This window comes from Delftia sp. 11MD (assembly GCF_050907895.1).
GTDB lineage: Bacteria > Pseudomonadota > Gammaproteobacteria > Burkholderiales > Burkholderiaceae_C > Comamonas > Comamonas tsuruhatensis.
The window spans coordinates 3,966,929-3,978,740 of sequence record NZ_CP194333.1 but is presented as its reverse complement, the minus strand read 5'-3'; the positions used below and the strand labels follow the sequence as shown (position 1 = coordinate 3,978,740).

General features: G+C 67.8%; 9 protein-coding genes and 1 tRNA gene. 6 read left to right on the top strand and 4 right to left on the bottom strand.

Features of this window, described 5'->3' with window-relative positions; all coding sequences use genetic code 11:
* Together wecB and ACRSCF_RS17980 are read right to left on the bottom strand one after the other, a co-directional pair.
* Positions 1–1,185 carry a non-hydrolyzing UDP-N-acetylglucosamine 2-epimerase gene (wecB, locus tag ACRSCF_RS17985; protein ID WP_016452411.1) on the bottom strand — a complete coding sequence of 395 codons (1,185 nt, stop codon included), beginning with the start codon at positions 1,183–1,185 and terminating at the stop codon, positions 1–3.
* Between the two features lie 584 nt (positions 1,186–1,769).
* A tRNA-Ser gene (locus ACRSCF_RS17980) sits at positions 1,770–1,859 on the bottom strand.
* A gap of 592 nt (positions 1,860–2,451) precedes the next feature.
* Here ACRSCF_RS17980 and ACRSCF_RS17975 point away from each other — a divergent pair.
* The 3 genes from ACRSCF_RS17975 to ACRSCF_RS17965 all read left to right on the top strand — a co-directional run bounded on the left by ACRSCF_RS17975 (position 2,452) and on the right by ACRSCF_RS17965 (position 6,490).
* Positions 2,452–3,474, top strand: coding sequence for a hypothetical protein (locus ACRSCF_RS17975; RefSeq protein ID WP_227472547.1), 1,023 nt, complete (start codon positions 2,452–2,454; stop codon positions 3,472–3,474).
* A gap of 45 nt (positions 3,475–3,519) precedes the next feature.
* On the top strand, positions 3,520–4,620 hold the full coding sequence (locus ACRSCF_RS17970; RefSeq protein WP_034364978.1) for a peptidoglycan-binding protein: 1,101 nt from the start codon (positions 3,520–3,522) through the stop codon (positions 4,618–4,620).
* Positions 4,621–4,690: 70 nt separating this feature from the next.
* The gene (locus ACRSCF_RS17965) at positions 4,691–6,490 is read left to right on the top strand and encodes an SAM-dependent methyltransferase (RefSeq protein ID WP_154834661.1); all 1,800 of its coding nucleotides are present in this window, start codon (positions 4,691–4,693) and stop codon (positions 6,488–6,490) included.
* Between the two features lie 47 nt (positions 6,491–6,537).
* Here the strand turns inward: ACRSCF_RS17965 and ACRSCF_RS17960 are convergent, their stop codons facing one another.
* Positions 6,538–7,755, bottom strand: a complete 1,218-nt coding sequence (locus tag ACRSCF_RS17960; protein WP_126311993.1) for an MFS transporter — start codon at positions 7,753–7,755, stop codon at positions 6,538–6,540.
* A 106-nt stretch (positions 7,756–7,861) separates the two neighbouring features.
* Between ACRSCF_RS17960 and ACRSCF_RS17955 the strand changes: the two genes are divergently transcribed.
* A complete protein-coding gene (locus ACRSCF_RS17955) occupies positions 7,862–8,818 on the top strand; it encodes a LysR family transcriptional regulator (RefSeq protein ID WP_126311992.1) in 957 nt (318 codons plus the stop codon).
* Between the two features lie 179 nt (positions 8,819–8,997).
* Here the strand turns inward: ACRSCF_RS17955 and ACRSCF_RS17950 are convergent, their stop codons facing one another.
* Positions 8,998–9,261 carry a hypothetical protein gene (locus ACRSCF_RS17950; RefSeq protein ID WP_016452405.1) on the bottom strand — a complete coding sequence of 88 codons (264 nt, stop codon included), beginning with the start codon at positions 9,259–9,261 and terminating at the stop codon, positions 8,998–9,000.
* Positions 9,262–9,463: 202 nt separating this feature from the next.
* Between ACRSCF_RS17950 and ACRSCF_RS17945 the strand changes: the two genes are divergently transcribed.
* Both ACRSCF_RS17945 and ACRSCF_RS17940 read left to right on the top strand, forming a co-directional pair.
* The gene (locus ACRSCF_RS17945; RefSeq protein ID WP_016452404.1) at positions 9,464–9,757 is read left to right on the top strand and encodes a DUF2789 domain-containing protein; all 294 of its coding nucleotides are present in this window, start codon (positions 9,464–9,466) and stop codon (positions 9,755–9,757) included.
* Positions 9,758–9,843: 86 nt separating this feature from the next.
* Positions 9,844–11,781 carry a hybrid sensor histidine kinase/response regulator gene (locus ACRSCF_RS17940; RefSeq protein WP_034369316.1) on the top strand — a complete coding sequence of 646 codons (1,938 nt, stop codon included), beginning with the start codon at positions 9,844–9,846 and terminating at the stop codon, positions 11,779–11,781.
* The last annotated feature ends 31 nt before the right edge of the window (positions 11,782–11,812 follow it).

The following is an 11,812-nucleotide window of genomic DNA, read 5'->3' as shown; positions in this document are numbered from 1 at the left end:
TCAGGCCGGCGCCAGGCCCTTGCCCATGGTGGCGAGGATGCCTGCCGGTCCGGCGGCAAACTCCTCGAAGGGCTGTCCCAGCAAGGCCCGTACGATGCGCTGCGAGGCCCGTCCGTCGCCATAGGGATTGATGCGGCGCGCGAACGAGGCGCGGTGGCCTTCATCGGTCAGCAGGCGGTTCACCTCGGCCACGATGCGCGCGCGCTGCGTGCCCACCAGCAGCACGGTGCCGGCCGATACGGCCTCGGGCCGCTCGGTCACATCGCGCATCACCAGCACGGGCTTGCCCAGGTAGGGTGCTTCCTCCTGCACTCCGCCGGAATCGGTCAGGATGATGCGGGCCCGCTGCATGAACCAGACGAAGTCCACATAGTCCAGCGGATCGATGAGGCGGATGTTGTCCATGCCGCCCAGCGTACGCATGACCACCTCGCGCACGGCAGGATTGAAGTGCACCGGGTAGACGATGAGCAGGTCCGGATGGCGCCGCGCCAGCTCGGCCAGCGCGGCGCAGATGTTCTGGAAGCCTTCGCCGAAGTTCTCGCGCCGGTGGCCCGTGACCAGCAGCAGCGGGCGCTGCGCGTCCACCCAGGGATGGCGCCCGGCAATGTCGCGGGCGAGCTCGGGCCGGGCATCGAGCCGGTCGCACAGCGTGGCCAGCGCATCGATGACGGTATTGCCGGTCACGGCGATGCGGCCCTGCAGGTTCTCGCGCAGCAGGTTGGCACGCGACGTGGGCGTGGGCGCGAACATCCACTGGCTGACCACATCGACCACGCGGCGGTTCATTTCCTCGGGAAAGGGCTGGGCCAGATCCCCCGTGCGCAGGCCGGCTTCCACATGGCCCACGGGAATGCGCCGGTGAAATGCTGCCAGCGCACAGGCCGTGGCCGTGCTGGTGTCGCCGTGCACGAGCACGTAGTCGGGCTTTTCCTGCTCCAGCACGCCGTCGGCGCCCGCCACCACGCGGGAGAACAGGCCGTTGAGTGTCTGGCTGGGTTGCATGACGGCCAGGTCGTGCCGGGCCTGCAGGCCGAACAGCTCCATCACCTGGTCCAGCATCTGGCGATGCTGACCCGTCACGCACACCACGCTTTCGATGCCGCGCGTCTGCGACAGGGCCGTCACCAGCGGCGCCATCTTGATGGCCTCGGGACGGGTCCCGAAAAACGAAAGAATTTTCATGCCAACCCCTTTGCGTCTTCTTGTGCTCTTCGCTCCTGCTTTGTTCTGGTGCTCCGCGCCGGGAGAGCGGGGGCCGTCTCAGCCCGAGGGCGGGCCGGGCAGGCTGCAAGGCGGTGTGGAATATACGTCGGGTTTTTGGCTTTTTCGATCGGCTTGGCGTCTCTGATTGAAAACTATCGTCAATTGAGTGAAATTGACGGAAATTAAGAGGACTTGAAGGGATTTTGTGACATTGCTTTCCATTTGGAACCTCCGTCGGATCTCTCACCCTGCAAGCCTCTTGCGGCTGGGCCTGAATGCTTGTTCGCGCCGCGCTGCGGTTGCACAAAGCTGCGCGCCTGGGTGCTTTGTTGCAGCTAGTACATCACTGAAACAAGGCTGTGCCTGTCGGACACCTGCGTATTGCATGCCCAGGCAGGGGTCTGCGCAAGGCTTGAGGGGCAGGTGCAGCCTGTGACTTTCCCTGATGCGCTGACGGCCTGCCGGGTGGATGCGGCGCGAGGCTGCGCGGGGCAGGACCCGGGCCGAATGCAGGCCCGGAAACGAAAACGGGCCCCGTGTAGGGGCCCGTTTTGCTGGGTGTATGGCGGAGAGGGCGGGATTCGAACCCGCGGTGGGGATTAGCCCACACACGCTTTCCAGGCGTGCGACTTAAACCGCTCATCCACCTCTCCGAAGCCCTCAATTGTAGCAGTGATTTCGGGCGTCCACGGTAAGAAACTGGTGCCGGCTGCGCTGGCCCGTGCGGCGATGGTTGCCTCACTCAGGGCCTGCAGTGCAACCGTGGCAATGCCGGGTGTTGCCTGTCCGGGCGCGGACAGGCGGGTAGTGACGGCAGGCAATACCGTGACATGGGACGGATTTGCGATGGGTTCAATGCATGCGCCTGGTGGTCATTTACTGATTTTCAGGGTGGAAAATGTAATGGAGTTCGTGTAAATGGAAGGTGCCGGAATGCGGTGTGAATCTCCGGTGCGGCGCGTCCATCTGTGGCGACATTTTTCATGTGTACAAGATGGTATTTTCATTGCCCATCTGCGTTGGTGCAAGCTATTGATATTGTTGATGTTTCTTGAAAAAAACACCGCCAATGAATTGGTATTTGCACGGGGTCCGGCAGGCAATGCAGGGGACGAATTACCTTCATGCGGCGTTGGATGCATTTTGCAACAGACATCGAATGGGAGCTTGTGGAAAATGCCTGCGCCGATGAAATGCAGCAGTAACGGATTTCCGTCTGGCAAATCATAGGAACTCGCTATCACCATGGCTTCCCACTCAATGCACGCCGATTCTTCATTTCGCCAGACGCCGGTATTGCCCGCACTGGCCTTCGGGCTTGTGGCGCTGCTGGGTACGACGGCGTTCGCTGCCGGGCTGCAGCGGCAGGTGCTGGAAAGCCTGCCGTCCGGCACGGCCAAGGGGGCGCCTGCCTATGAGTTGTCCCTGCCTGCCTGCACGGCGTCGGCCTGTCCCTTCGAACTGAGGCTGGTGCGTGCCGGTATGGAGCAAGGCAAGCCAGCGGCGCTGGCCTGGCCTGCTTCAAGAGGGCAGGCCCAGCTGGCGCCATCCGATCCGCTGTACGGCGTGGGCGATCCCTTGTCCGAGGCCGCGCAGCGCACGCGCGTCTGGACGACCGGCGAGGAAGAAGGCACGGTCACCGCCGCGGCGCGGACCTTGCGCCTGCCCGGCGTGCAAGGCGGGGCGCGCGCCTTGCTGGTCACGCAGATGGGCGGCTTCGACCATCCCAAGCGCCGCCATGCGCTCTATGTCGCCACGGCCCAGGGACCGCATCTGGCCTGGCAGTACGAAGAGCCTCCAGGCAGCTACCAAAGCTGGGTGCTGGCGCCCACGGGCCGGATCCCGGTGCTGCTGGTGCGCTATGACTCACCGCAGGACGACGCCCCCGACCAGATCGAGACCCGCAGCCTGCGCTGGAACGCAGGCCGGCAGGCGTTTGCCGAACAGGCATCGGCGCCGCCGGCTGCCGTGCAGGCCGTGGTGGCTGCGCGCTATGCCGGCGTGGCCGCCGCGCGTGCAGCGCGCGCGCAGCAGGCCGACTGCCTGGGAGGCTATGCCGTGGTGCTCACACGCCCCGCAGGAGCTGCGCCGCATCACGCCCTGGTGCAGGTGGCCGCGGATATGGCACAGGCGCATGCCGAATCGCTGCGGCTGCGTGCCTGCTCGGCCAGGCTGCAGCCGCGCACGGTGCCTTTGGCGCATCTGCTGCCGAAGGCGGAACAGGCGCCCGGCCGGAAACCTGACCGCAAGACCGATCCCGCCCGCTGAGCCCGTGCAGCGCGTGACACCGACAACCGCAAAGAGGGAAGACACATGCCAGACATCAAGGACAGCGTAGGCGAGGGCGGCAGCAACCAGGTCCATGACGTGGCCCTGCTGCAGGCCATGCTGCGCGTGGTGAAGGACGCCAAGAATGCACCCTATCTGGGCGTGGACTACGACGGCAGCTACGGCGCCCAGACGCGCGCCGCGCTGGAGCGTTTCCAGAACGACCACAAGCTGGCGGCGGCCAAGGCCGCGCCCGGCCAGCCGCAGGCCGGTGGCGCCAAGGAGGCACTGGGCCTGGCGGCAGCCGGTGGCGCCACGGTGGCCAAGCTCAGCGCCATGCTGCCTGCATCGCACCAGAACATGCGCTCCGCGAACAACTCCAAGACGGTGTATATCGAGGCCAAGGCCCAGGATGCGGCCACCAGCAAGGCCGCCATTGCCAACGATGCGGAGTACGAGCCCACCTTCCGCGCCAAGCTGGCCAGCCTGGTGCAGCAGATGTACGACACGCACAAGATCGCGCTGTGGATCACGCCCACCGGCCGCCGCCGCACCTTTGCCCAGCAGGCGGCAGAGACCCAGACCAAGGCCGGCCCCGGCGAGAGCAACCACAACTTCGGCCGGGCGGCCGACATCGGCTTCAAGCGCTTCCAGTGGGTCAAGGGCGACGGCAGCATCGTCACCGATGCCGACTGGCTCAACCAGCTGCATACCGCCAAAGCGGCCGATGCCGCGCGCTGGTGGGATGAGCGCGACCGCCTGGCCGCCAAGCAGGGCCTGCTGCCGCTGAAGTTCGAGCGCGTGCACCTGCAGGCCTTCGCCCAGGAAGGCGTGAGCAACCAGCGCTCGCTGGCCAAGCTGCTCAATGCCGTTTCGCAGAACAACATGCGCTGGAAATCCGCCTACCAGGCCGACCTGCAGTCCCAGGGCAAGCACTGGGTCACCGTGGGTTCGGCCAAGTCCATCTGGGCCGGAACGGCCTCCGTGACCAAGGCCGATCTGGCCAAGGCCCGCACCCTGGCCACGGGCAAGCAGGTGAAGGAAACGCAGATCACCCAGGACGAGGTGGCCGCCATGCGCCGCATGCTCAAGGCCGATTTCGAGCAGGCCGACCTGAACTGGTCCAAGTGGGCACCCGTGCCCTGAGCCCGGCCGGACGTCTGCCGCCTGCCGCGCGAGCAGGCGCCACTGCCGTGCATCTCCCGGAGAAAGCATCTTGAGAACCGACTATTCGAAGGGCGAGGCCGCGCTGCGCGTGCCCTTGCCCATGTCCATGCCCATTTCCCTGTCGCTTTCCGCCTCTGCCGGTGCGCCCACCGGGCCGCCCGCTGCGGTCCGTGCGCCGCAGGACGTGCTGTCCGGTGTGCGCGTCGCCTCGCAACTGCTGCAGGACTTTCGGCCCATCACCGAAAGCATCGAGTGGGAGCTGGGCCATCTGCATTGGGCGCAGGCGGGCCTGTTGACCTTTGCCGAGAACGAGGTGCCCTACGTGGTCAACAACAGCGGCCGTCTCTCCGAAGATGCGGCGGCCCTGCTGTTCCATCACTGCGCGGACACGGCGCCGCAGGGCACGATTGCCGTGCTGGAGCTGGGCGCGGGCTGCGGCCTGTTCGCGCGCATGTTCCTGCAGGCCTTCCGGCACCTGTGCCAGCAGGAAGGGCGTGATTTCGACCAGCGGCTGGTCTGCTACGTGACAGACGGCTCGCCGCGCACCGTTGCGCAGTGGCACGAGCGCGGCCTGTTTGCCGAGTTTGGCGGCCAGGTCGTGGCAGGCTGCTGCGACGCCATGCACCCCGAGGCCGTTCGGCTGCACGACGGCAGCACGGTGCCGCTGCCGCCGCTGCATGCCGTGTTCTGCAACTACGTGCTGGATGTGCTGCCCGCCACCGTCGTGCGGCGCCAGAATGGCGGGCCGGTGCAGGAGCTGCGCATACGCACCCGCCTGACGGACGATGCCCAGCTCGTGCGCCAGTACACCGCGCTGTCGCCGCATGAGATCCGCGCCCTGGTGGATCACGCGGATGCGGCCGAGCGCGCGCGCCTGCTGCCCCTGGTGGGCCTGTTCGAGCAGGAGACGGGATTTTTCGACTGCGGCGACGCGGCACTGTCGCCCTGGGTGGATGCCGCCCTGTCCGTCAGCCAGGACGCGACACGCCTGCTGGTCAACCACGGCGCCTTCGGCGCGCTGCAGACGCTGCAGCAGCGGCTGGCGCCCAAGGGCCTGGTGCTCATCAACGACTACGGCGCCTGCACGCCCGAGGCGGCGGCCCAGTCGGGCGCCTCCCAGCGCTTTGGCCGCACCAGCGCCATCGGCCTGAACTTCCCGCTGCTGGCGCAATTGTTCGGGCGCGAGGGCTGGCAGGTGCTGGCGCCTTCGGGCGATGCGCAAAGGGCCATCCATGCGCGGCTGCTGATCGGCGAGGGCTGCGAGCGCACGGCGGCCGCCTTTCTCAACCGCTTCAGCGCCGACGCGCAGCAGTTCTTCGAGGCCCCGGCCCATGAGGCCCGCACGCACCTGGAGTCGGGCCGGCAGGACGCCGCGCTGGAAAGCTACCGCCAGGCCATCACCCGCAGCCCGCGCGACTGGCGCCTGCTGGGCGAGGTGGCGGAGTTCGTGGGCCTGCAGCTGCGGGACTTTGCGGCAGGCATCGAGCTGGCGCGCAGCGCGCTGGAGCTCAACCCCTGGCTCAGCACCTGGCTGTGGAACGTGCTGGGCGACTGCCTGTTCTGCCAGGAGCAGTTTGCTGCCGCGCATGACGCCTACCTGCAGGCCGAGCGCATAGACCCGCGCGATGCCCGCACCCAGCTCAACCTGGCCTACACCTGGCAGCAGTGCGGCGACCCGGCGCGCGCGCTGGCCTGCATCGCCCAGGGCCTGGCGGGGGATGCGCATGGCGTGCACACGCAGCGCCTGATGGAAAAGCAGCAGCAGATCCTGGCGCAGATCGCTGCCCTGCGTGCCTCGCAGCAGCAGCGGCTGGCGCAGCGCGCGGCGCGTCTGCAGGCCGGGGCATAGGCCAGGACATAGGCTGGCAGGCCCGCCAACGGCCCGGCCTGCCAGCTTCAGTGCTGGCGGCCGGCCAGCCGCACGCCCAGCGCTGCCGCCGATGCCGCGCAGGCCAGGGCTACCACGCCGCCCCAGCCCCATTGCGCCAGGGCCAGAGCGCCCAGCGCGGAGCCCGAGGCCATGCCGATGAACACGCCCGTGAACAGCAGCGCATTGAGCCGGCTGCGCGCGGCAGGCTCCAGGCCATACACCAGGGTCTGGTGCGCCACCAGCGTGGCCTGGATGCCGAAGTCGAAACCGATGGCGCTGGCCACCAGCAGTGGCAGCTGTGCGCCGGCCGGCAGCCAGGGCGACAGTGCCAGCACGGCGAACGATGCCAGGGCCAGGCCCGCACCCAGGCAGGTCACGCGCTGCGGGCCGCTGCGGTCGGCCAGCCGGCCTGCCAGCGGGGCGGCCAGCGCACCGGCCGCACCCGCCAGGCCCAGGGCGCCGGCAGCGGCGCTGCCCATGTGGAACTGCTGGTGCAGCATCACGGCCAGCGTGGACCAGAACGCGCTGAAGGCCACCGACAGCAGGCCCTGTGCCAGTGCCGCGCGGCGCAGCGCAGGCTGGCTGCGCCACAGCTGCACCATGGAGCCCAGCAGCGCGCCATAGCCCAGTTGCGTGGTGGGTTTGAAACTGGGCAGCCCGCGCCACAGTGCCACCCCCAGCAGTGCCATGGCAGCGGCGGCCAGCAGGTAGACGCTGCGCCAGCCCCCATGCTCGGCCAGCAGGCCGCTGACCACGCGCGACAGCAAGATGCCCAGCAGCAGCCCCGTCATCACCGTGCCCACCACCTTGCCGCGCTGGTGCTCGGGCGCCAGCGTGGCGGCGGCCGGTACCACGTCCTGCGCCAGGGTGGCGGCCAGGCCCACGGCCAGGCTGGCAGCCAGCAGCGGCGCCAGGCCCGGAGCCAGTCCGCTGGCCAGCAGGGCCAGCATCAGCGCGGCGGTCTTGGCCAGGATGATGCGCCGGCGGTCCATGCGGTCGCCCAGCGGTGCCAGCAGCAAAATGCCCAGCGCATAGCCCAGCTGGGTCAGCGTGGGCACAAAGCCCACGGCGCGTTCGCCTGCGCCCAGGTCGGGGCCGAGCACCCCCAGCATGGGCTGGCTGTAGTAGAGCGAGGCCACGCCCACGCCCGCCGTGGTCGCCATCAGCAGCACCAGCGATGCCGGCACGCCGGCGCCCTGCGCGCCCGCAGCGGTTTGCATATGCGTAGATTGAATAGAAGACATGTTGAGGCGCCTGTCAGGCGCAGTTGAAAAGCGATGGCCGTAGTGTGGTGCGGCGCAGCACACCACGGTAGTGGCTGCGCCTGCAGAATCGATATACGCTTGGCGTATGACCCTTGCCGACCTTCCCCTGCCTTCTGGCACTGACCGCATCGAGCTGTTGCAGACCTTTGTGCGCATCGTCGAAAGCGGCAGTCTTTCGGCCGCTGCGCAGCAGATGTCCACCACCCAGCCCACGGTCAGCCGGCGCCTGCAGACGCTGGAGCGCGCGCTGGGCCTGCGCCTGCTGCGGCGCTCCACCCACGCCATGGCGCTGACCGACGACGGCCAGCGCTGCCTGGAGCATGCGCGCGAGCTGCTGGAGGCATGGCACGCGCTGGAGTCCGACCTGCGCGGCGCCCAGGACACGCCGCGCGGCCTGCTGCGCGTGGTCGCGCCCCACGCCTTTGGCCAGGACCAGCTCATGGCGCCGCTGCTGGCGTTTCTGGACCGCCATCCGGCCGTCAAGATCGAATGGCTGCTGCATGACCGCCAGCCGGACTTCATTGCCGAAGGCATCGACTGCGCCGTGCAGGTCGGCACCGTGGTCGACCCTTCGGTGATTGCGCTGCGCGTGGCCGAGGTGCCGCGCATTGCCGTGGCCGCGCCTGCCTTGCTGGGGCAGGGCAGCGTGCCCCAGCACCCGCGCGAACTGCAGGGCCTGCCCTGGATTGCGCTGCGCACCTTCTACCAGCGCGAGCTGGAGTTGCACCGCGTGGGCGATGAGCGGGTCTGCAAATCCTGGCGCCTGCAGTTCGAGCCCCGGCTCAGCACCGACAGCCTTTATGCGCTGCGCAACGCCGCCCTGGGCGGACTGGGCGCGGCCCTTGCCTCGGCCTGGATCGTGCGCGAGGATCTGGAGGCCGGTCGCCTGGTGCATCTGGCGCCCGACTGGCAGGCGGCGCCGCTGCCCGTGCATCTGGTCTACCCACCCGCGCGCCACCAGCCAGCGCGGCTGCGCGCCTTCATTGCGGCCATGCGGGAAGTCATGCCGGGCCTGACGGGAATGCGCGCGCCGCTGCCCTGAGTTGCTTGCTGCATCGTGTCCGCCCACGGCACCAGCCCCGACCTGAACCTGCCCGGTGCGCCGCGCAGTGTGATGTTGGCGCTGCGGCACAGCTTCTGAGGCTGCGCCCGGCATGGCCGGGCTTCTCCAAAAGACAAAGGCCCACGCGAGTGGGCCTTGGTCTAACCGGGCGTTGCCGTCTACTCGGTCGCCTTCTTCAGCGATTCCTTGGCGTTCTCTGCCGACTGCTTGGAGCGCTTGTTGTGGTAGTCCGACTTGACGTTGTTCACGGCCTTGCCGACCGGCCCGCTGTCCTTGGCCTTGGCGTCGGCCTGCTTTTCCTTCACCTTGTGGTCTGCAGCGTCGGCGGCTTCGGAGGCGGCCTTGCCCACCTGGGCATGGACGGGTGACAGGGCAGCGGCAGCTGCGAAGGAAATGGCGGTGGCAAGCAGCAGTTTCTTCATGGAATGCAATGTCCTGTGATGAGATGGCTGCATGGTGCGCCGGACCGCCGAGGCAACCGTGTAGGAGCAGGGCTTTGCACGGCGCGGGCGCTGCGGCCCACTCGCAGAAGGGCCGCCGACGGCAGCTTGCTTCAGTGTCCGACATGGTGCCGCCGGCCGAGCTTCTAGCCTTGAGCCAACCCCGTCACAACAAGGACCCCCCATGATCACAGCCGAACCCACCATGACCAATCTTTTCGACCAGCTGGGTCTGGACTCCAGCCCGGAGGGCATCAAGCAGTTCATCCTCTCGCACCGGCTGGAAAAGGACACGCTGCTGGTGGATGCACCGTTCTGGACCGACGCGCAACGTGCCCTGTTCTCGCAGCAGTGGCATGCCGATGCGACCTGGGCGCTGGTGGTGGACCAGCTCAGCGAGGCCTTGCATGCCGAGCCGGACCTCCAGGCTGCGCCTTCGCCCGCAATTGCCGGGCACGAGCAGGAGGCTCGTCCCTGATCCTGTGATGCAACCGCTTGCGATGAACCCGTGGTGCTTACAATTTTTCCGGCTCGTTCAACCCATTTGCCTACGGAGTCGTTCACATGCTGACCTCGACTGGTCTGGCGCCGGCCCCTGCAGGCTCCGACGCACAACTCCCCCTTGATCCGGGCCTTGCTGCTTTGGAGGCCTTTCCGGACGCAGTCTTCGTCGTCGGACTCGATGGACGCCTGGCGCGCTGCAACCGCCATGCGTTGAGCCTGCTGGAGCATTCCGGCGATGCCCTGGAGGGCAGTGTTTTCGAGGACCGCTTCGTCGCCAGCAGCGGGCGCGCAGGCTGGTTCAACAGCCAGTGCGAGCCCGCAGGCGCCGCACGGCAGGCCAGCCGCTGGCCCTTGCTGACCTGCACGGGACGCGAGCGGCCCGTGGCCTCATGCAGCTCGCGCGTACGGCTCGGCGATGGCAGCCTGGCCCTGCTGCTGAGTGTGCGCGAGGCGGATGCACCCCCGTCCGGGGCATCGCAGGCTCTGGCCGTGCCTTCCCGGTCCAGCCCTCTTTCCAGCGCCGAGCGCAGCTTTGCCTTGCTGGTGCAGAGCGTGACCGACTGTGCGATCTACATGCTGGATCCCGAGGGCCGCATCGTCAGCTGGAACCTGGGTGCCAAGCGCATCAAGGGCTATGAAGAGGACGAGGTCCTCCATACCCATTTCTCGCGCTTTTACACACCAGAGGACCAGCAGGCGGGGCTGCCACAGGCGGGACTGCGCACGGCCGTCAGCACCGGCCGCATGGAGGCCGAAGGCCTGCGCGTGCGCAAGGACGGCTCGCGTTTTTGGGCATCGGTCGTGATCGATGCCATCTACGACGAGGGCCAGCTGATCGGTTTTGCCAAGGTCACGCGTGATGTGACGGAGCGCAAGGCTGCCGAGGCCCAGCTGCGCCAGGCCTTGAAGATGGAGGCCATCGGCCGCTTCACGGGCGGGGTGGCCCATGATTTCAACAATCTGCTGATGGCCGTGCTCAGCAGCCTGGAATTGCTGCGCAAGCGCATGCCGCCCGACGATCGCCTGCGTTCGCTGGTGGAGATCGCCACGCGCGGCGCACAGCGCGGTGCCTCGCTGACCCAGCGCATGATGGCCTTTGCGCGGCAGCAGGAATTGAAGACGCAGGCCGTGGACGTCGCTGTGCTGCTGACCGGGATGCAAGGCCTGCTGCAGCAGACGGCTGGCCCGCATATCTTTTTGAAGATGGCCCTGGCCTCAGACCTGCCGCGCATCGCCACCGACCCCAGCCAGTTCGAGAGCAGCATCCTCAGCCTGGTTGCCAATGCGCGCGATGCCATGCCGGGCGGCGGCGTCATCAAGATCACGGCGGCCGTGGAAACCACGCTGCCGCGCCAGCTTGCGGGCCTGGCCTCGGGCTCGTATGTCTGCGTGCGCGTGGTGGACACCGGCGAGGGCATGGACGAACAGACACTCTCGCATGTGGTCGAGCCCTTCTTCACCACCAAGGGCGTGGGCAAGGGCACCGGCCTGGGCCTGGCCATGGTGGACGGGCTGGTGGCCCAGTCCGGCGGCAAGCTCGTGCTGCACAGCGCCCTGGGCAGCGGCACCACGGTGGAGATGTGGATGCCCGTCTCCAAGGACGAAAGCACGGCCTGCCATCTGGGCGGGCAAAGCGTGCAGGACGTGGGGCCCCTGGATGTGCTGCTGGTGGATGACGACCCGCTGGTGAGGGCCAATGCCTCGGCCCTGCTGGAAGACCTGGGCCACCGCGTCACGACCCTGGGCGCCGGGCAGGAGGCCATCGACCTGCTTGCGCGGCAGGCGCGCTTCGACGTGGTCATCTCCGACTACGCCATGCCCGGCATGAACGGCGTGGAGCTGGCCCGGCATATTGCAGCGCGATACCCGGGCCTGAACTTCATCCTGGCCAGCGGCTTTGCCGACATACCGGCACTGCCACCAGGAATGACGCGGCTGGCCAAGCCCTATTCGCAGGACGATCTACGCCAGCTGCTGCTTCAGTTGGTGAGGGCGTGAGCACCCATGGAGATGGCCTGCGAAGAGTTTT

What these genes read in the sequence shown, in the direction of transcription:
- wecB (WP_016452411.1), bottom strand. Translation starts at nt 1,185, where the DNA reads ATGAAAATTCTTTCGTTTTTCGGGACCCGTCCCGAGGCCATCAAGATG.
- ACRSCF_RS17975 (WP_227472547.1), top strand. Translation starts at nt 2,452, where the DNA reads ATGGCTTCCCACTCAATGCACGCCGATTCTTCATTTCGCCAGACGCCG.
- ACRSCF_RS17970 (WP_034364978.1), top strand. Translation starts at nt 3,520, where the DNA reads ATGCCAGACATCAAGGACAGCGTAGGCGAGGGCGGCAGCAACCAGGTC.
- ACRSCF_RS17960 (WP_126311993.1), bottom strand. Translation starts at nt 7,755, where the DNA reads ATGTCTTCTATTCAATCTACGCATATGCAAACCGCTGCGGGCGCGCAG.
- ACRSCF_RS17955 (WP_126311992.1), top strand. Translation starts at nt 7,862, where the DNA reads ATGACCCTTGCCGACCTTCCCCTGCCTTCTGGCACTGACCGCATCGAG.
- ACRSCF_RS17950 (WP_016452405.1), bottom strand. Translation starts at nt 9,261, where the DNA reads ATGAAGAAACTGCTGCTTGCCACCGCCATTTCCTTCGCAGCTGCCGCT.
- ACRSCF_RS17945 (WP_016452404.1), top strand. Translation starts at nt 9,464, where the DNA reads ATGATCACAGCCGAACCCACCATGACCAATCTTTTCGACCAGCTGGGT.
- ACRSCF_RS17940 (WP_034369316.1), top strand. Translation starts at nt 9,844, where the DNA reads ATGCTGACCTCGACTGGTCTGGCGCCGGCCCCTGCAGGCTCCGACGCA.